We start from the raw sequence: 20156 nt of genomic DNA on the forward strand, positions 1-20156 counted from the left end.
GGCTTTCTAAGAAAGCCTTTTCTTTCTTAAACTCTCTTTTTTACGCTTTTCTAGCATTATCGCATCATTTAAAGCTTCTTCGCTATCATTAAGCGTTGTAAATTTATAATCATCATCAAATTGCTTATTTTTAATACCCCAAAGCAAAGTAATTAAAATAATAAAAAAAACAAAAATCGAAACCCCTATCATCATCATTAAAACACCACTCATTTATTAATCCTTAAAGCATTTAAAATCACTATTATACTACTAAAAGACATAGAAAGTGCCGCTATTAGAGGATTTATAAGTCCAAAAAAAGCCAAAGGAATGGTAAGTGCATTATAAAATAAAGAAAAAATCAAATTCTCTTTGATAATTCTAAAAGTTTTTTTGGATAATCTCACGCTTTCTTGCAAAGCCTTTAAGTTATTATCAAGTAAAAGTATATCACTGCTTTCAATGGCCAAATCACTACCCTCTTTCAAGCTTGCCGATACAGCAGCAAATTTCAAAGCTAAAGCATCATTTACCCCGTCTCCCACAAACAAAACCTTATGATTTAAACTTAATTTTTCCACTTCTTGCATTTTAGTTTCTGGTAAACAATTCGCTCTATAATTTTGAATTCCTAACTCATCTGCAACTTTTTTTACCGCATATTCATTATCCCCGCTTAAAATCATAAGATTGATTTTTTTATGATTTAAATATTCTATAGTTTCCTTCGCACCTTCTCTTAATATAGCCTTAAATTCAAATAAAGCAAGAATTTTTTTATTTTTAGCAAAATAAAAATGAGAATTCAATAATTCCTCACATTCTATGCCATTTTCTTTCATGAATTTTAAATTTCCACCCAAAAATTCCTCATTTTCACAATTTGCACTCAAGCCCTTGGCTTGGATATTTTTAATATTTTTAAAATCCATTTTTTTATCTTTAATTTTTTCTTGTTCCAAATAACACATCACACTATGGCAAATAGGATGTTTAGAAAGTCTCACAAAAGCCAATAATTCTTTCTTATCTAAATTCTCATCTAAAATAATTTTTGAAATTTCAAACTGACTTTTTGTTAAAACACCTGTTTTGTCAAATACTACCATATCGCATTTTGAAAGATCTTCAATCACACTAGCACTTTTAAATAAAACTTTAAATTTCAAAGCTTTAAACAAGGCAATAAGATTACAAACTGGAGTTGCCAAAGCTAAGGCGCAAGGACAAGCAATGATTAAAACCGCAATGGCATTAATAAGTGCATTTTCAAAACCAACTTTTTGATAAAAAAACCAAAATAAAAAACAAATTAAAGACAAAGTCAAAATAGTCCGTGAAAAATAAGCACTGATAGAATTTACAAGACTTTCGATCTTAGCTTTTTTAGAGCTTGCTAACTCAAGCAGAGAAATGATTTTATTAAGCTTAGAATCTTCATAAGTTTTTTTGGCAACATATTTTATCATTCCATCAAGCAAGATACTAGCAGATACCACCTCATCGCCTCGTTTGATAAGCACTGGCTCACTTTCTCCGCTCAAACTTGACTTATCAAAACTTGCTTCTCCCTCAATACAACTTCCATCGATTAAAATTTTATCTCCAGTTTTAACCTCGATGATATCACCTATCATCACTTCTTGAGGTTTTTTAGAAATAAATTTTACCCCATCAAAAACCAAAACTTCCCCACCTAAAAAATCATTCAAGCCATCAATCGTATCGCTTGCGCGTTTTTTGGTTAAAATCTCAAGATATTTTCCTACAAATACAAAGCAAATAATCATTGTAACAGAGTCAAAATACACCTCAGAAAGCCTTGAAAACATTGCCCAAATAGAGTAAATATAAGCTAAAGTTGCGCCAGAAATCACCAAGGTATCCATATTAAGTTGTTTATTTTTAATTGCATAATACGCACTACGATAAAAACTTGATCCTGTATAAAAAAGTACCGGAGAACAAAGTATAAATTCAGCAAAATTTAAAATATCCTTAATATCCCTATCCATACCGCTAAAAAATCCCGCATATTTAGCCACTGCTATCCACATGATATTCATCACGCAAGCTATAGCAACAATGAGTTTGGAATAAAATTCTCTCTTTAAAGCATTACTTTTTTTGTCATTTTTCAAAGGATCAAAAGCACTTGCATCATAGCCTATGCTTTGGATTAAATGAATGATTTTTTCTAAATTAATCTTATCTTTATCAAAAACAATGCGGGCTTTATGAGTAAGTAAGTTAATATCCACTTCCATAATCCCAGCTTCTTTTATAAGAATTTTCTCATTAAGCCATACGCAAGCAGAACAGTGAATTTTGTGTATCATTAAATAAATTTCACAAAAACCTTCCAAATTTGTTTTGATAAATTCATTGTAATTTTTTTCCTCTGAAGTAAAATTTACCGGAGTTAAAGTTTGTTTTCCAAGTTTTTCATAAAACTCATCTAAACCTTTCTCATTTAAAATTTCATAAACACTTTCGCAACCCTTACAACAAAAAAAATTACCGTTTTTTTCAAATAATTCTTCTTTTTTAAAATCTAATTTACAATGAGAGCACTTCATTAAAATTTCTTTCTTAAATTATTTTTTTCATAATTATAAGAAAATTTGACAAAAAGAGCTATTTTTTATTAAAATCACATTTTTATTACTGCGTTTTACTACACAATAAGAGGATTTATGGAAAATACCAAAGAAAAAAAACATCAAAGAACCCACATTCCAGTGGAAGGCTATAAAATAGAAGAATTAAAATTGCTTGATTTAGAAGGCTTAGTTAATATTGCAAATGAGTGCGAGATCGAAAATCCACGCGAATTTCGTCGTCAAGAATTAATTTTTGAAATTTTAAAAGCACAAACCAAAAAAGGTGGTTTTATTTTATTTACAGGAATTTTAGAAATTTCTCCTGAAGGCTATGGCTTTTTAAGAGGAATGGACTCAAATTTAAGCGACAGTGTAAATGATGCTTATGTCTCAAACTCACAAATTCGCAAATTCGCACTGCGTGTAGGTGATATAGTTACAGGACAAGTTAGAGAACCAAAAGATCAAGAAAAATACTACGCTCTTTTAAAAATCGAAGCAATTAATTATTTACCTTTGCAAGAAGCTAGAGAAAGACCTTTATTTGATAATCTTACCCCAATTTTTCCAACCGAAAAAATAAAACTTGAATATGAGTCTACCAAGCTCACAGGAAGAATGCTCGATCTTTTCGCGCCTATAGGCAAGGGTCAAAGAGGACTTATCGTTGCGCCTCCTAGAACGGGTAAAACAGAACTAATGAAAGAACTAGCAGCTGCGATTGCTAAAAATCATCCTGAAATGCATTTAATTGTCTTACTTGTCGATGAAAGACCCGAAGAGGTTACCGATATGCAAAGATGTGTAAAAGGAGAGGTTTTTAGCTCCACTTTTGATCTTCCTGCTTACAACCATGTGCGCGTGGCTGAGCTTGTTGTGGAAAAAGCTAAAAGAATGGTAGAAACTGGCAAAGATGTAATTATCTTGCTTGATAGTATAACAAGACTCGCAAGAGCTTATAATACTGCCACTCCAAGTAGCGGAAAAGTTTTAAGTGGTGGGGTTGATGCAAATGCACTACATAAACCTAAACGCTTTTTTGGCGCTGCAAGAAATATAGAAAAAGGTGGATCTTTAACCATCATTGCAACCGCACTAATTGAAACAGGTTCGAGAATGGATGAAGTGATTTTTGAAGAATTTAAAGGCACAGGAAATAGTGAAATTGTGCTTGATAGAAGTATTTCTGATAGGAGAATTTATCCTGCAATTAATATTATTAGATCGGGCACAAGAAAAGAAGAATTACTTCAAGGACCACAAAATTTACAAAAAATTTGGGCAATTCGCTCTGCAATCTCTCAAATGGATGATATTGAAGCGCTTAAATTTTTATACTCTAAAATGCTTAAAACTAAAAACAATGACGAATTATTATCCATTATGAATGACTGAAGATGTTAGAAGCACTAGCTATAAAATATAGACCAAAAAATTTTAATGAACTTGTAGGACAAGACACCATAAGTGCAAGTTTAAAATATGCACTAAACCACAACCGTTTAGCACATGCTTATCTTTTTTCAGGTTTGCGCGGAAGCGGTAAAACTTCAAGTGCTAGAATTTTTTCTCGTGCTTTAGTTTGTGATGAAGGGCCAAGCGATACGCCTTGTGGAACTTGCAGGCAATGTCTTGCTGCATTAGAAGGAAAACACATTGATATCATAGAAATGGATGCAGCAAGCAACCGTGGCCTTGAAGATATACAAGCTTTAATAGAACAAACCAAATACGCTCCTTCTATGGCAAGATTTAAAATTTTTATTATCGATGAAGTGCATATGCTTACTCCGCAAGCTGCCAATGCGCTTTTAAAAACCTTGGAAGAACCACCAAGTTATGTTAAATTTATACTTGCAACCACAGATCCTTTGAAATTACCCGCAACCGTGCTTTCAAGAACTCAGCATTTCCGCTTTAAGCAAATTTCGCAAAATGATATCTTAAAGCACATAGAATGGATTTTAAACAAAGAACAAGTAAATTATGAACTAGAAGCCTTAAAATTCATTGCAAGAAGTGGGAGTGGCTCTTTAAGAGACACCCTTACTTTACTTGATCAAGCCATCATTTTTTGTCAAAATGACATAAAAACAAGTAAAGTAACACAACTGCTTGGCTTTTTAGATCCGATAAAAATCAAAGAATTTTATACAGCCATTTTGCAAAAAAATAAAGAACTCGTGCTTGAATTTTTAAAAGAATTAGAAGATTATGAGGCTGCAAGTGTTATTGATGAAATGATGTTTTATCTTAAAGAAAGTTTTTTCAATCAAGATAATCATTTTTCAACTTTGATTTATGAGAGATTTTTTAGAATTTTATCGCGAGCTAAAACCATGCTTTATACTTGTGATGATAATGGTTTTGTTTTATGCGTAATGGCTTTTATGATGATGGAAGCAATTCATTTAAAGCAAATTGATGAAGAAATTTCAAAACAAAACACTTTAATACAGCAAAGCCAAAAAACAGCGCAAAACAACCATACTCAAATCAATTTAAAATCTCAATCTCAAATACAAAACAAAAATGAATATGAGCAATTATTGGATGCTATTTATGATAGAGATTATGATCTAGGACAATGTTTTGCAAAATGTACGCAATTTATCTCTTTTAATGGGCAAAAATTAAGTATCAGTTCTAATGCCAACGATGAAGATAGAGCGATACTCAATCGTGGCTTTAAACTCATTCAAGAATTGTTAATCAAGCTTTTTGGAACAAATGCAAAAATTGAAATTCAAAAACAAACCAAAGAAATGCAAACTCAAAAAGAGTCAAAAATTCAAATTGATGAGAGTAAATTACAAAGCATTACTCAAGAAAATAAAAATGATATCAATTTCAAACTCGAAAAACTAAAACAAGAAGCGAGAAAATCTAATCCAGAGGAAGAAGCCAAAAAAGCCCTTGATGAACTTTTTGGGCAACCTAAAATCGAAAACTAAAGAATTTTGCGAAGTAAAATCCCGCATTCTAAATGTGGCGTATTAGCAAATTGATCAAAAAAAGCAAATTTAAGAATTTTGTGCGTTTTTAGCAATTCCTCCAAATTCTGCTTTAGGCTAATAGGATTGCACGAGATATAAATAATATTCTCATAATTTCGTATAAGTCTTATCACACTTTCGTCCAAACCTGCTCTTGGTGGATCGACTAAAACATGCGAAAAATGATAATTGTCTAAATGGATATTTTTTAAGCGAAAAAATTTCCTTTCTTTTTTTAAAGCCTTACTCAATTCTTCGCTAGAAAGCCTTATAAATTGGATATTTAAGATATGATTTAACTCGCAATTTCTCAATGCAAAATTAATATTACTTTTTGAAATTTCGGTGCCCAAGACTTGATTGAAATGAGTTGCCAAGGGTAAAGTAAAATTCCCATAACCACAGTATAATTCTAACAAATCTTGTTTTGTGTCATTTTCTATAGCCTTAATGACCCACTCTATCATCTTTTCATTGATAAAAGTATTTGGCTGTATAAAGCAATCGTTATTAAATTCATACAAAACTTCTTTATCAAAAATTTGCAAATTTTGTCTTACAATTTCTGATTTAAAAACAAGTTTTTTACCACGACTTCTAGCGATTAATTTTAAATTCAGCTCTTCGCTTAAATTTTGTAATTGATCTTTAATAAGCTCTATATCCTTATGATAAAGCAAGGTCGCGCTAAAATCATTTTTTGTAGCCAAAAACTCTACTCCAAAGATTTTTTGTTTTAAACTCGCATTAGCATTTAATTTTTCAAGCAACAAAGGCATAAAATCTTGTATGCACTGCACAGCAATAGGAAAATGCTTAATAATATGCTTTTTCTTAGTATACGGATCAAACATTGCATAATGTAGTCCATTTTCATCATGAAAAAAAGAAAATTCAGCCCTTGTGCGATAATTTTGCAAAGGACCTTTTATGCATTCAAAATCACTAAAATAAGCTTGAAATAAATCTTTAGCGTCTTGAAATTTTTTCTCAGCAAGCATCAACTTTTTTACCTATAGCAAAAAGTAAAGTCGCCATCACTAAAACCCCAAATATCAAACTAAGCCAAACATTAAATCCAAAAGCAACAGGCAAGTATCCACAAAGAATACTAATAACACAAACACTCAGAGCATAAGGCATTTGAGTGCTTACATGAGCTAGCAAATCACACTTACTTCCCATAGATGAAAGTATTGTAGTATCAGAGATTGGCGAGCAATGATCCCCAAATATAGCTCCCGTTAAAACACCTGAAATATTAATAATAATATAGTGATGCAAATTCATATCATTTAATTCATGATGTACTCCAACTGCAGCGGCTAATGGAATAGTTAAAGGCATTAAAATTCCCATTGTGCCATAGCTAGTTCCAGTTGAAAAAGAAATGATAGAGGCAAAAATAAAAATTGCCGTTGGAAGCAAATAAATAGGGGTTTTATCAGAAAATAAATCCACTAAATATCTTGAAGTTCCAAGATCTTTAATCACAGCAGACAAAGACCAAGCACAAAGCAAAATCACAACCGTCATTATCATCGTTCTCCAACCATGAGTCCAAGTTACAATTGCTTCTTTAAGAGTAAAAATTTTCCTAGCCACTCCCATCATAATAGCCACAATACTTGCCAAAAGCGCTGCTTGAAACAACACCACAGAAGCATCAGCCTTACCAAAAGTTTCCCTTAATGCAAAAAGCCCCAAAGGATTAGCATCAATTTGCGCTTTTAAAACTACATCATCAATGGCATTATATCCGCTAAAATAAAATCCTATAAAAGAAAATACAATCAAAATCAACAAAGGAATAATGGCATTTGAAGCTTTTAATTTAATATGTTCTTTAGGCTCTAATAACTTATCTTCTAAATTATCAATTTTTTCATGACCTTGTGAAAACAAACCCTCTCTTGCTCTGCGTTCAGCCTTTAACATAGGTCCAAATTCTCTTCCCATATAAATAGTCAGCAAAACAAAAACCAACATAAAAAGATTATAGAAACGATAAGGTAAGGTTTGAACGAAGATTTCAAAAGCATTGATTTCATCGTGTTTGATATTTAAATGAGCAAAAATAGCCGGATCAATCAAATCATATCCGCTTCGAATCAAAGAAATTTCAAGTCCTATCCAAGTAGAAATTATTGCAAGACCAGTAATTGGTGCAGCGGTAGCATCCATGATAAAAGCCAATTTTTCACGACTAACCTTAAATTTATCAGTCACCGGACGCATAATAGGACCAACAATTAAAGAATTAGCATAATCATCAAAAAACACAAAGCACCCCATACACCAAGTGGCAAATTGCGAGCTTTTTGCTTGTTTTGCTTTCTTAGCCAACCAAATAGCCACAGCCTTTGTGCCACCTGTTTTTGTAATGAGTGCTACAACACCGCCTATAGTTAATACTTGCAAAATGATACCAGCATTAGAAGGATTTGCCATTGATGAAACAGCCTTAGAAATCAATCCTGTAAAGCCTCCAATAATCGCATGATAGATATTATTATCCACTAATGCGAGCATAAAACTACCAGTAAAAACACCGATAAATAAAGATAAAATCACATCTTTTGTAATAAATGCCAAAACGATAGCCACTAAAGGCGGAAGCAAAGTAAAAACACCAAATATTTCAGCATTTGTTTGCGGATCAGCAAATGCAACCAAAGGTAACAATAAAAAATATAAAATTCTCAATCACTCTCCTTAATTTTTTTCAGTAAAAGTTCCTGCCCAAGTTTGAGTTACGGGCATTAATTCTATCTCATTAACATTGACATGCTCAGGTAAATTAATAATAGCTAAAATCACCTGCGCTATATCTTTTGCGCTAATGAATTTAGTGTTTTCATAAACCAAATCCGCCTTTTGCTTATCCCCCTTAAAGCGCACTTGGCTAAATTCGGTTTTGCAAAGTCCCGGAGCTATATTTGTTACTTTGATATTGCTTCCTCTTAAATCATTCCTTAAAGCTCTTGAAAACTGACCCACAAAAGCCTTTGTGCCACAATATACATTGCCACCAAAATAAGGCGTATTTCCTGCAATAGATCCAAGATTAAATATATAAGCATTTTTTTGCTTTCTTAAAATAGGAATAACCGCTCTAGCCACATATAAAAAACCTTTGATATTTGTATCTACCATAGTTTCTATGTCTTCGAGTTCCAACTCATCAAATTCATTTAAACCCAAAGCAAGTCCTGCATTATTTAAAAGCAAATCAATATTTTTAAATTCACTTGGTAAATTTTCGAGCAAAGCAAAAACTCCCTTTTTATCTCTTACATCAAGCTCTGCGATGAAAATTTGATCCTTAAATTCATCTTTTAATTCTTGTAATTTATCTTTACGTCTAGCAATAGCAATGATTTTATATCCAAGAGCTGCTAAAGCTCTAGCGCTTTCCTTACCAAAACCAGAACTTGCACCCGTAATAAGTGCTGTTTTCATTCTAAACTTCCTCCATAAAATAAATTTTCATTCTCTTTTAAACCTAAAGATTTTAAATATTTAACATTCTCTTTTTTATTTGCCATCAAAGCAAAATCAAGAGCATTAAAACCCAAATCATCAATTTCAAATATTTTCACACCTTTAGCTACAAGTAATTTTAAAATTTCAACATCCCCATAACTTGCTGCGTGCATAAAAAGATTTTTAGAAGTATGTTCTAGGGCACAAAAGGTAATGTAATAAGGCGTATCAAAATTTGTATTGTTACTTAATGCGAGTTTTTCATTGTTGTTAATGTATTTTTGATGGATATTTGCACCATTTTCAATTAAAAGTTGAGCTATATCCTTGCGATTAAATTCAACCGCATAAAAAAGTGGAGATTTTCCAAAAGCATTCGTTTGATTGACATTTGCACCTTGCGTGATTAAAAACTGAGTATTTTCATAATTTTCCAAAGCATAAAAAATAGCACTTTCATAGCTTTCATTAAGCTTTGCGCCCAATTTAATAAACAAGGTTAAAATTTTAATATCTTTTTGTGCCAATAAAGCTATTTGCAAAGCTATACTAAGCTCGGCTTGAGAAGGATTGTTTTGATATATATAAGACTCAATGGCCTCTACATTACTTTCTGGTTTGATAATAAGCTTGGCAAATTCTGAGAGTTCCTTATTGATTTTTGTATCACCAACAGCCCAATATAAAAATTCATGCAAGACTTGGTTACTTAGCTTTTCGCTTGTATTTTTATCAAAATTTTTATTTTGATAAAAGAGCTTCAAAGCATTTTTTGCACTCTCATGCTCTTTCCAAAATTCTTTATATAACCTATAATTTCCTATACTTTGATAAGCCCAATATTCAAAGTATTTTTTTAATCTTAGCATATCTTTTAAATTTGAATTTAAGCTAGGATTTAAAGCCATTTTTAAAAGTAAAAAGTCAAATTTTTTAAGATTAGGCAAATAATAAATTCCAGAACAAGCACTATTGCTTCCACGAATGGTATTTGAAATTTGATAAAGTTTTTGAGTAAAGGATTGATTTTTAAAAGAATCTTTGCATGTTGATACTTTATAATACAAATCCTGATTAAAATTTTCAGGATTTGTATTTTTTTCGTATTTTAAAATTTCATTACAATCTTGGGCTTCTAACAGCACAATAAAAAAGCACAAAATCAGTATTTTTCGCAGCATTTTTAACCTTTCTTGAACTTTTATTATTGTATCTAAAACTGCTTCAATGTAAATTAATTGTCTAATTTAAAATTATTAATTTCATTGAAATTTAAGTACTTGTAAATATTTGCTTTGTGTGCATCATTTAGCTTATCACTAACAATTTGCAAATATTCTTCCTTGCTTGGGATCTTTCCTAAAATTGCACAAACAGCTGCAAGTTCAGCACTTCCTAAATAAACTTTTGCCCCCATACCCATACGGTTATCAAAATTTCTTGTCGAAGTTGAGAAAACCACGGCTCCATCATTTACCCTAGCTTGATTTCCCATACATAAAGAACAACCTGGAACCTCTATCCTAGCTCCTGCAGCTCCAAAAACACTATAATATCCTTCTTTAGTAAGTTGTGCTTTATCCATTTTTGTTGGTGGAACTACCCAAAGTCTAGTCTTTAGCATACCTTTGTCTTTTAAAATTTCACCTAAGGCTCTGTAATGTCCTATATTTGTCATACAAGAACCTACGAAAACTTCATCGATATTTTTAGGACGATTGTTATCGGCTAAAATTTCGCTTAAAGTTGCCACATCATCAGGATCATTTGGACATGCCAAAATCGGCTCTTTGATATCATTAAGATTAATTTCTATCACATAAGCGTATTTTGCATCTTTATCTGCTCTTAAAAGACTAGGATTTTTAAGCCATTCTCTCATTTTTTCAGCTCTTCTAGCAAGAGTGGCTTTATCTTGATAACCTGCTTCAATCATAGCCTCAATCAAAGAAATATTTGATTTAATATATTCACTAACGCTTTCTATGCTAAGATCTACACTACAAGCGGCAGCACTTCTTTCAGCGCTTGCATCGCTTAATTCAAAAGCTTGTTCTACTTTTAAATTTGGTAATCCTTCAATTTCTAAAATTTTACCTGCAAAAATATTTTTCTTATTTTTCTTTTCAACAGTTAATTGACCTTGTTTAATTGCATAGTATGGAATGGCATTGACTAAGTCTCTTAAAGTTACCCCAGGTTGTAATTCTCCACTAAAACGTACTAAAACACTTTCAGGCACATTTAAAGGCATAGATCCAGTAACCGCAGCAAAAGCTACAAGTCCGCTTCCTGCAGGAAATGAGATACCTATAGGAAAACGAGTGTGTGAATCCCCACCTGTTCCAACCGTATCAGGCAACACAAAGCGATTAAGCCATGAATGAATAACCCCATCACCTGGTTTTAAACTCACTCCACCACGGCTTGTCATAAAACTTGGTAAAGTTTTGTGTAAATTTGAATCACTAACTTTTGGATAAGCAGCAGTATGACAAAAACTTTGCATTACAAAATCTGCGTTAAATCCTAAACTAGCCAATTCTTTGATTTCATCTCTTGTCATAGGACCTGTGGTATCTTGAGAACCAACGGTTAAAGTCATAGGTTCTATATACATACCAGGACGCACGCCTTCAACTCCACATGCGCGGCCCAACATTTTTTGAGCTAAAGTATAACCACCGCTTGCTGCTTCTGGCTGTATAGGTTTAGTGAAAATATTTTCATTTTCCATTCCCAAAAATTCTCTAGCCTTAGCACAAAGTCCGCGACCAATGATAAGTGGAATTCTTCCGCCTGCTCTGACTTCATCTAAAATAGTATTTGGACTTAGCTTAAACTCAGCAATTACAGAGCCATTTTTCACAATTTTTCCCTCATAAGGATGAATTTCAAATTCATCACCCATTTCTAAATTTGTTACATCGCAAATTATAGGTAAAGCACCACTATCTTGAGCAGTATTAAAGAAAATTGGAGCTATGGTAGAACCCATTACTATGCCGCCACTATGTTTATTTGGAACACCATCAATTTCTTTACCCAAATGCCATTGTATAGAGTTAATCGCTGATTTTCTGCTCGAACCTGTTCCAACCACATCACCCACATACACAATTTCTCGACCGCTTTTTTTAAGTTCTTTAATCTTTTCTAAAGATCCCGCTTGTCTGACTTTAAGCATAGCATTAGCATGTAAAGGAATGTCACTTCTAGTAAAAGCATCTCCAGCTGGACTTAAATCATCGGTATTTGTTTCGCCGGCCACTTTAAACACTACACATTTAATCACTTCAGGTAATTTTTCTTTTTTATTAAACCATTCTGCATTTGCCCAACTCTCTAAAACGGATTTAGCATGGGTATTAGCCTTACTAAGTTCTGCAATAGTATGGAAATCATCATGCACAAAAATAATATTTTTAAGCACATCTGCTGCCTTGCTAGCAATGCTTTCATCTTTCAAAGCATCAATTAAAACTTTTACATTGTAACCACCTAGCATTGTTTCAAGCATTTTCAAAGCACGATCTTTATCTATGCTTGGAGCTTTAATCTCACCTTTTAAAATAGAATCTAAAAACTCACACTTAACTAAAGCTGCATCATCAACGCCTGGATTAACACGGTTTTGTAAAATATTTGCTAATTCTTCATCATTTTGAGTTTTGAGTATTTCGCAAAGTTCTCTAGTTTGCTCTGCATTTAAAGGAAGCGGAGGAACGCCTAAAGCTGCTCTTTCTTCAACTAATTTTTGATAATTTTCTTTGAAAGACATTTTTTCTCCTTGGTTTTATTTTGGTCTTTGGTATAATTGTAACGATAGAAAGGATAAAAAATGTTTAAAATATATTATTCCACTCCCTTTTGTTACCTATCTTTACAAAGTGATGGAAAAACCCTTATACAGCTTGATTTTTGTGATGATAAAGGCGAAGAAAAAAGCTGTGAAATTTTGCTACAAGCTTGCAAGGAACTTGATTTATATTTTTTAGGAAAATTAAAAAAATTTAGCATTCCTCTAAGAGTACAAGGTAGCAAATTTGAACAAAAAGTTTATCAAGCTTTAATGCAAATTCCTTATGGAAAAACTGCCACTTATAAAGAAATTGCCCAAAATATCAATCATCCTAAAGCTTTTCGTGCAGTAGGAAACGCAAATTCTAAAAATCAACTTCCTATTTTTATCCCATGTCACCGTGTTGTTGCAAGCAATGGCATAGGCGGATATAACGGTGGAATTAAAATCAAAAAATTTTTAATGGAGCTTGAGAGAAAATTTATTTGAACCAAAAGTGCGAAAATATTACTCATTTCTACAATCAGATATGAAAACATTTTATAAAAAATCAAACAACTTTTGCTCTTGATTTGCATTTTTTACAAATTCATTTTCAAATTCATCAAAATTTTCAAGAAAAACAAGAATATATTTAAAATCTTGCATTTGCTTTAAATCGCTTATTTTAGAATAAGAAAAATCACAAAATAAAGAATTTTTTAAAGCAATTTTAAGTCCTTGAAAGCCTTTGAAATTTTCTTGCCAAAATTCTAATTCTTCTTCGTTTTCCACTGCAATAAAAGCTTTAGAACTTGTTCCAAACTCTACAATTTGCATTGCTTTATTGACAAAATAAATTTTAAAAAGATTTAATTTATTTAAATCAAAATGAATCTTTAATTTATTTTCTTGTAAAAAAAACACAAATTTAGCAAAAATTTCAGTATAGATAAAAGGGAGTTTTAGGTTTTTAAAATACAAATCATTGCAAATTAAAGTGCTATAAAAAGGGCTTGAAATTTGAAATTTTTGCACTTTAGCTGCTTTTAGAATTTCATAATTAGCACAAAGTTTTGAAAGATAGTTTTCATTATCAAGGCAAAAAATTTCGCCTTTTTTAGCCCTAATCAAAGAAGTAAAATCCAAAAAAGCATTAGCGTGTAAAATTTTTAAATTAAAAACCTTGCAAAATTCTAATTCTCTTTTAGAGCAAAATAAAAATTTACATTCCTTTTCTTCGCATAAAAATCTCAAAAGCCTTAAAATCGCATTTTCTAAATTTTCACTTTTTAGCAAATAAACTTCTTTGTCTTTAATGTCGATTATTTTATCGCAAACAATGACAAAAGCACCTTTTTCTACAGCTCTTTTAATTTCTTCTTCATCATTGCTAAAAAAAGCAAAACTTGGTTTTACCTCGCTTGAATTTAAGGCAAAACCACCCACACTTAAAGTGCTACCTTCATTTAAAATTTGTGTATTTAAAAGCTCATTAAGATTACTAATATTCATTATCCGATTAAAGAACCATTTTCTACAAGTTGTTCTGGACTAATTAATACAAGTTTATCGCCGCTTTTTGCTGAAAGTATCATTCCGTCGCTCTCAAACCCGAAAATCTTAGCTTTTTTAAGATTACTTATCACGCAAACTTGTTTTCCAATCAAATCACTTGCTTTATAGTATTTAGCTATGCCTGAGAGCACTTGGCGGACTTCTTTATTATCCAACTCAAGCTGGAATTTTAAAAGCTTTTCGCTTCCTTCTATGTTTTGACAATCAAGCACTTTAGCAACTTTTATCTCAATTTTTACAAAATCATCAATCTTTATCTTAGGACTTTCTTCTTTTTTTATTTCTTGTTTTTCCTCGCTTAAAAGGGCTTTTTCTACTTTTGGAAATAAAGCTTCACAAGCGTTTGCTTTGAAATTTAAAAGCTCGTTTTTAATGATGAGTTTTTCATAATTTTGACTTGAAATTTCAAAATTTAAAGCTTTTGCCACTTTTTGACAAGATTTTGGTAAAGCAGGACTTAGTAAAATACTGACTTTGGCCAAAATATTTGCACAAAGCGCTACAAGGGCATTTGCCTCATTATTTTTGTTTTCTTTGATTAAATTCCAAGGCTCGTATTTACTAATAGCCAAATTTGCCACACTTAAAGCCTTAAAAAGCTCTTCTAAATAGCGATTACATTGCAAATTTTCTAAAAATTCTATCGCTAAGTTTAAATATTCTTTTGCAGTATCTAATTCATCTTTATAAAGCTTTAAAACCTCATTTTGCAAAATTTCACCACCGCTATATTTAGTACTCATTCCTATGATGCGATTTAACAAATTTCCAAATTCATTGCTAAGCTCCGCATTGATGCGATTTATTAACATAGCTTCACTAAAATCTCCATCATTTCCAAAAGGCACTTCTCTGAGTAAAAAATATCTAAAAGCTTCCAAACCATAAACATCCACAACTTCCTTAGGCTTTACAACATTACCTTTAGATTTGCTCATTTTCTCACCATCCCTAGTCCACCAACCATGTGCTCCAATAATTTCAGGTAAAGGCAAATCCGCGCTCATTAAAAAAGCAGGCCAATAAATCGCATGAAAACGCAAAATATCCTTACCCACTAAATGTACATGAGCAGGCCAAAATTTTGCATTTTCACCTTCAGTGCCATAATCAAGAGAACTTACATAAATAAAAAGCGCATCAAGCCATACATAAATGATATGCTTTTCATCGTTGATTTCTTTTGGTAAATTAATCCCCCAATCAAAACTCGTTCTAGTGATGGATAAATCTTTCAAACCGCCTTGTATAAAATTAATCAGCTCATTTTTTTTGTTTTTTGGTAATATAGGATCTTTTTCTTCATACCATTGTAAAATTTTATCTTGGTATTTTGAGAGTTTGAAAAAATAACTTTCTTCTTTTAAAAGCGAAGTATTTTTGCCACAATCAGGACAGGCACAATCATTCACAAGTTGAGATTTGGTAAAAAAACTCTCACAAGATACACAATAATGCCCTTCGTATTCATCTTTATAAATATCGCCTTTTTGCCACATTTTTAAAAACATAGCTTTAACAAATTCAATATGTCTATTATCTGTCGTTCTAGCGTAAATATCATAAGTGATTTCAAATTCATCCCAAAGTTTTTTAAATTCTAAACTGATTTTATCGGCGTATTCTTTTGGGCTAAAATTTCTTACTTTTGCGGCTTCTTCTATCTTTTGTCCATGTTCATCAGTTCCGGTTAAAAATCTCGTTTCATGCCCTTGTAAACGATAAAATCTAGCCAGCGTATCGGCTATGATAGTCGTATAAGCGTGTCCTAAATGAGGCACATCATTTACATAATAAATTGGAGTAGTAATATAACGCATTCTTTTCCTTTAAAAATCAAATCCGCCCTCAGTTTTACCCTTGGACATACTATTATAAACTGCATCGACATAATTTTTTCTTGTCTCGCAGCTAAAAATTTCATCGCAATTATAACAAGACTTTAAGCCTTTGGTATTTTGACAAGAGATTAAAATTTCTTTTTTTTTATCCATTTCTTGCTCAAATTCATCTCTAATCTCACTCATTATATGCCTTTAAAAGCTTTGAAATTTCATAATTTGATCCAAAAAAGCAAGGCGTTGTGGCGTGGATTTCATCAAATTTAAGCTCCAATAAAGAATTATTTTTGCCATTTGTGGTTTTACCGCCTGCTCTTTCTATGATAAAGGCTAAAGGAAAGACTTCAAAAAAAGCACGCAATTTTCCTTTAGGAGCGTCTTTTGTTGCTGGATAGCTAAAAAGTCCGCCACCTTTGAGTAAAATTTGATTTATATCGCTTACCATAGCTCCTGAATACCTTAAACGATAGCCTTCATCAAATAATTCTTTAATGAATTTAGCGTGCTTTTCTTCCCAAAATTTTTGAGTACCACCTGTAGCGTTGATTTTGCCTTTTTCTTGCATTTTAAGTTCTTTGACAAAAATAAATTCATTATTTTCATTAACGCGGTAAAGTTTTGGTAAATCTTCACAAATCACAAGTTCCAAACGCGCTCCATACATACTATAAAGTGCAGCTTTTAAATTTTTCGCATCTGCTTTTTCTTCATAAATGGCAAAAATCGAACCTATAGCAAAATTAACATCCATTAAACTTGAACCATCAAGCGGATCATAAGCAACTACAAATTTAGCCTTTTCATTGATAGTTAAAATTTCATCTTTTTCCTCGCTGATAATAGCTTTAATGCTAGAACATTTACTTAAAGTTTTTGTGATGATTTCATCACTTAAGACATCAAATTTAAGCTGGGTATCACCAGTGGAATTTTGATTTTGACTGTAACTTGTATCAGGAAATTTCAAAGCTTTAGAAATTTCTAAAACTGCTTCTTGTATGTAAGAGATAAGTTCTTGCATTTTTATAATTCTCCTTTTAATTTTTTTGCATTTTGTAAAATATATTCACAAATTCCTTGTATATCATTTAAATCAAGCCAAACCAAACTTTTATGCGAAATTTTTTCATAACTTGCAACAGCATTTGAAAAAGCGAAATAGCTTTCATCAATTTCCTTACAAAAGACACTAATGCGTGGCAAATCAAGTGTTTTTAAACCCTCAACCAAACACAAATCAAAATCAGGCGATATTCTTAAAGCACTAAAAATATCCCTTTCTTGATGCGAAAAAAAAGTTGTTCTTGTAGGGCTAAGCACCATCACTTCGGCGCCACTTTGAAAAAATTTAAAGCTATCCTTACCGTTAAAATCAAATTGCGCTTTATCAGAAGGATCGTGTTTGATAATTAGCACTTTTAAATCTTGATTTATAAATTCATTTGCAATTTTTGTAATCAAAGTTGTTTTGCCTGAATTTGAAGGACCGCTAAAAGCCATAACCAATTGTTTCATTCTAATTTCCTTAAAACAAAAAAGAAATTATAATATTTTAAACCAAAAAATAGAGTTAAAAGGTTAAAATATGAAAAATTTTTTAGGATAGATTATGAAATTTTATATTTTAATTTTAAGCATAGTTTTACTGAGTGCTTGTTCGCGCGAAAGCATTAATTATACCAACTTAAAAGCACAAACTTTAATGCACACTCACAAACAAAAACTTAGCAAAGATCACTTAAGTGGCATTGCAAGTTTAAGCTACTTAAATCCTGTTTTGGATTATAAAAGCAAAGATGAAATTTTTGTCTTAGCCTTGGCACCAAAAGAATTTGAACACAAAAAAATGGAAGTTTTTATCAACAACAATAAAGCCCAAATCACGCCTTTAGAACACAACGATGAACTTTTAAAATATCTCATTAACAATGAATATTCAAACTATTATAAAGTTAGCATATCCAATCAAAACAATATCACTTTGCAAGCTAAAGTTTGTTTGCAAGATTTGCCTTGTTTTGAATTAAATTTTCAAAAATACTCGAAATCTTTATATTATCGTTCAATAGAGCTTGATACACAATATAATTAGCCAAAACTTTTTTAGCATAAATTCTGCTTTCTTGATAAGGCACAAGCTCCATAGATAAAAAAGGTTCGTATTTGCCTTCCTTGAACATATCTGGACGCTCCAACATTCTTCTAGTAAATCCTATACCGCCATTATAGGCATAAGCTACAAAAACAGGGGAATTAAGATAAGTTTCCAAATAATTTAAATGATGATTAGCAAAATAATAAGCTACTTCAGGTTTAAATACCTCATCTTGATCAAAATTTGGAATTTTCAACTCTTTTTGTCCTATATGATTAGCTAAAAATGGCATAAATTGCATTACGCCTAAAGCATAAGAGGTTGAAATAGCCGTAGGAATAAAGCGACTCTCTTGTCTGGCAATAGCCATAATTAAAGCTTGTCTTTGAACAGGATAATCTTTTAAATATTCAAAATAAGGCATAATAAAATAATTTTTCTTGAATTTAGAAACTCTTTCCATAATATAAGCATAAATAGCTAAGGTATGTTGAGAATTAAACTGCTTTGCAAGCTTTAAAAGCTCGGCTTCGTCAGCGTTTTGAATCTGCTTATTTAAATTTTGCCACAAAAAAGGATCTAATAAATCAAAATTAGATTTTTTATCGTCTGCTGTCAAAACAATAATTTCTGGAAAAGGTTTATTTCTAAGTTCCTTAGCATACAATGCATAAATATTTAAAGAATTGCTTTGTGCTAAAGTTTCCAAATATTGCTCATTTTTACTGATTAAATACATCCAAAAAAGCGCATTGTCTTTAGTATAAGACATCTTAAAACTTAAATAAGCTTGTTGAAAAAATGCAAAAGCCTGTTTTTCTTCATCATGCAACAAAGCATTTACTCCTAAATAAAAAGCTGTATCTTCCTTAACTATTTGTGGATTGATATTTACCAAAGAAGCACGGATTTTTGGATTTTTCTTCTTAATAATGATATTTTGAGCAAAAGTTTTAAAAGACCCATGTTTAGCAAGCTCATTGACAAATTCATCGCTTAAAACAAGATCATTATTTTTAAAATAATCATAAAATTGCAAAAAAGCTGATGAATTAAGTTTTTGAGCACTATAGGCTAAAGGATTATCTTGATTAAAAGCTTCAAGCTTAAAAGCCGAATTTGGATAGTTTTGTTTTAATTCTTTAGCAAGCTTTGTTCTTGTTGTTTTGTCTAAGGAAGATATAAAATATAAAGAATTGCTACGGTAATTTTTACAAGTAAGATTGGCATCTAAAATGGTTTTTTTATTATAATTAAAACATGGGGCATAAGCTGGATCAATATAGGTTTGAACAGGAACTAATTTCTCAAATTCGGTTTTTATTTTTCCCACATAACGAAAAATATGATTTGCTAAATTTTGCGCTTCTTTTTTATTGATTTTTTTCTCTTCTAAAAGTCTATGAATATAATAATCTTTTGCTAAAGAATTTTCTTTAATTCTTAAAGTTTTTAAATCATATTCAGCAGCAAAAGGAAAAGTCAAAAATAAAAATAAAAATAAAAATAATCTCATAAAAAACCTTAAAACATATTAGCAATCAACACACTAATAAATTGTAAAACCAAAATAATAATTAATGGCGCCAAATCGATATTTCCAATGCGTGTTGGAATTTTCCTTACCAAAGCATAAGCAGGATAGCTAAGTTTATATAAAATCTGCACGATAGGATTATAAGGATCAGGATTTACCCAGCTCAAAAAAGCCGTAATAACAATAATCCAAGTATAAATACTGATAAGAATTTGAATCATTTGTAATAAGGACTGAAACAAAGAATCAATAATCAT

The 20156-nt window shown here is 31.4% G+C and carries 18 protein-coding genes; 4 read left to right on the forward strand and 14 right to left on the reverse strand.

Translation table 11 applies throughout. The annotated features are described in order from the left end of the window. Nucleotides 1–6: 6 nt before the first annotated feature. A complete protein-coding gene (gene ccoS, locus AAH949_RS06295) occupies nt 7–213 on the reverse strand; it encodes a cbb3-type cytochrome oxidase assembly protein CcoS (protein WP_134238021.1) in 207 nt (68 codons plus the stop codon). Next, nucleotides 210–2561: a heavy metal translocating P-type ATPase metal-binding domain-containing protein gene (locus AAH949_RS06300; RefSeq protein WP_348518262.1), complete on the reverse strand. Its 2352-nt coding sequence runs from the start codon at nt 2559–2561 to the stop codon at nt 210–212. The genes ccoS and AAH949_RS06300 overlap by 4 nt, the downstream gene beginning before the upstream one ends. A gap of 117 nt (nt 2562–2678) precedes the next feature. On the opposite strand from AAH949_RS06300, the gene rho reads away from it, so the two are divergent. Together rho and AAH949_RS06310 are read left to right on the forward strand one after the other, a co-directional pair. Beyond that, nucleotides 2679–3980, forward strand: a complete 1302-nt coding sequence (gene rho, locus AAH949_RS06305) for a transcription termination factor Rho (protein ID WP_134238023.1) — start codon at nt 2679–2681, stop codon at nt 3978–3980. Between the two features lie 2 nt (nt 3981–3982). Further along, on the forward strand, nt 3983–5539 hold the full coding sequence (locus tag AAH949_RS06310; protein WP_134238024.1) for a DNA polymerase III subunit gamma/tau: 1557 nt from the start codon (nt 3983–3985) through the stop codon (nt 5537–5539). Here the strand turns inward: AAH949_RS06310 and trmA are convergent. Genes trmA through AAH949_RS06335 form a run of 5 tightly spaced genes read right to left on the reverse strand, consistent with a single transcriptional unit; the run spans nt 5536 to nt 12848 of the window. Further along, nucleotides 5536–6582, reverse strand: coding sequence for a tRNA (uridine(54)-C5)-methyltransferase TrmA (trmA, locus tag AAH949_RS06315; RefSeq protein WP_348518263.1), 1047 nt, complete (start codon nt 6580–6582; stop codon nt 5536–5538). The two genes, AAH949_RS06310 and trmA, sit on opposite strands and share 4 nt — an antisense overlap. Beyond that, a complete protein-coding gene (locus tag AAH949_RS06320; RefSeq protein ID WP_348518264.1) occupies nt 6572–8287 on the reverse strand; it encodes a Na+/H+ antiporter NhaC family protein in 1716 nt (571 codons plus the stop codon). Before AAH949_RS06320 ends, trmA begins: the two co-directional genes overlap by 11 nt. 9 nt (nt 8288–8296) lie before the next feature. Beyond that, the gene (locus AAH949_RS06325; RefSeq protein ID WP_134238026.1) at nt 8297–9043 is read right to left on the reverse strand and encodes an SDR family NAD(P)-dependent oxidoreductase; all 747 of its coding nucleotides are present in this window, start codon (nt 9041–9043) and stop codon (nt 8297–8299) included. Then, nucleotides 9040–10248, reverse strand: coding sequence for an ankyrin repeat domain-containing protein (locus AAH949_RS06330; protein ID WP_348518265.1), 1209 nt, complete (start codon nt 10246–10248; stop codon nt 9040–9042). The genes AAH949_RS06325 and AAH949_RS06330 overlap by 4 nt, the downstream gene beginning before the upstream one ends. A 53-nt stretch (nt 10249–10301) precedes the next feature. After that, nucleotides 10302–12848: a bifunctional aconitate hydratase 2/2-methylisocitrate dehydratase gene (locus AAH949_RS06335; protein WP_348518266.1), complete on the reverse strand. Its 2547-nt coding sequence runs from the start codon at nt 12846–12848 to the stop codon at nt 10302–10304. A gap of 60 nt (nt 12849–12908) precedes the next feature. Here AAH949_RS06335 and AAH949_RS06340 point away from each other — a divergent pair, with 60 nt between their 5' ends. Then, a complete protein-coding gene (locus tag AAH949_RS06340) occupies nt 12909–13358 on the forward strand; it encodes a methylated-DNA--[protein]-cysteine S-methyltransferase (protein WP_134238029.1) in 450 nt (149 codons plus the stop codon). A 51-nt stretch (nt 13359–13409) separates the two neighbouring features. On the opposite strand, the gene AAH949_RS06345 is transcribed toward AAH949_RS06340, so the two are convergent. The 5 genes from AAH949_RS06345 to mobB are packed head-to-tail and all read right to left on the reverse strand — an operon-like array spanning nt 13410 to nt 17782. Then, nucleotides 13410–14363, reverse strand: coding sequence for a hypothetical protein (locus tag AAH949_RS06345; protein WP_348518267.1), 954 nt, complete (start codon nt 14361–14363; stop codon nt 13410–13412). Beyond that, nucleotides 14363–16246 (reverse strand): methionine--tRNA ligase, encoded by a 1884-nt coding sequence (metG, locus tag AAH949_RS06350; RefSeq protein ID WP_348518268.1) that lies wholly within the window; start codon nt 16244–16246, stop codon nt 14363–14365. The genes AAH949_RS06345 and metG overlap by 1 nt, the downstream gene beginning before the upstream one ends. A 9-nt stretch (nt 16247–16255) precedes the next feature. Continuing rightward, nucleotides 16256–16453 carry a hypothetical protein gene (locus tag AAH949_RS06355; RefSeq protein WP_348518269.1) on the reverse strand — a complete coding sequence of 66 codons (198 nt, stop codon included), beginning with the start codon at nt 16451–16453 and terminating at the stop codon, nt 16256–16258. Further along, nucleotides 16446–17288 (reverse strand): class 1 fructose-bisphosphatase, encoded by an 843-nt coding sequence (locus AAH949_RS06360; RefSeq protein ID WP_348518270.1) that lies wholly within the window; start codon nt 17286–17288, stop codon nt 16446–16448. Before AAH949_RS06360 ends, AAH949_RS06355 begins: the two co-directional genes overlap by 8 nt. Nucleotides 17289–17290: 2 nt before the next feature. Further along, complete coding sequence (gene mobB / locus AAH949_RS06365) at nt 17291–17782, reverse strand: molybdopterin-guanine dinucleotide biosynthesis protein B (RefSeq protein WP_134238034.1); 492 nt, start codon at nt 17780–17782, stop codon at nt 17291–17293. A gap of 94 nt (nt 17783–17876) precedes the next feature. Between mobB and AAH949_RS06370 the strand changes: the two genes are divergently transcribed. Continuing rightward, nucleotides 17877–18359: a hypothetical protein gene (locus AAH949_RS06370; RefSeq protein ID WP_134238035.1), complete on the forward strand. Its 483-nt coding sequence runs from the start codon at nt 17877–17879 to the stop codon at nt 18357–18359. Here the strand turns inward: AAH949_RS06370 and AAH949_RS06375 are convergent. Together AAH949_RS06375 and AAH949_RS06380 are read right to left on the reverse strand one after the other, a co-directional pair. Beyond that, complete coding sequence (locus AAH949_RS06375; protein WP_348518271.1) at nt 18256–19878, reverse strand: lytic transglycosylase domain-containing protein; 1623 nt, start codon at nt 19876–19878, stop codon at nt 18256–18258. The two genes, AAH949_RS06370 and AAH949_RS06375, sit on opposite strands and share 104 nt — an antisense overlap. An 8-nt stretch (nt 19879–19886) precedes the next feature. Then, nucleotides 19887–20156: a YggT family protein gene (locus AAH949_RS06380; RefSeq protein ID WP_134238037.1), complete on the reverse strand. Its 270-nt coding sequence runs from the start codon at nt 20154–20156 to the stop codon at nt 19887–19889.

The organism is Campylobacter sp. CCS1377 (genome assembly GCF_040008265.1).
Taxonomy (GTDB): Bacteria; Campylobacterota; Campylobacteria; order Campylobacterales; family Campylobacteraceae; genus Campylobacter_D.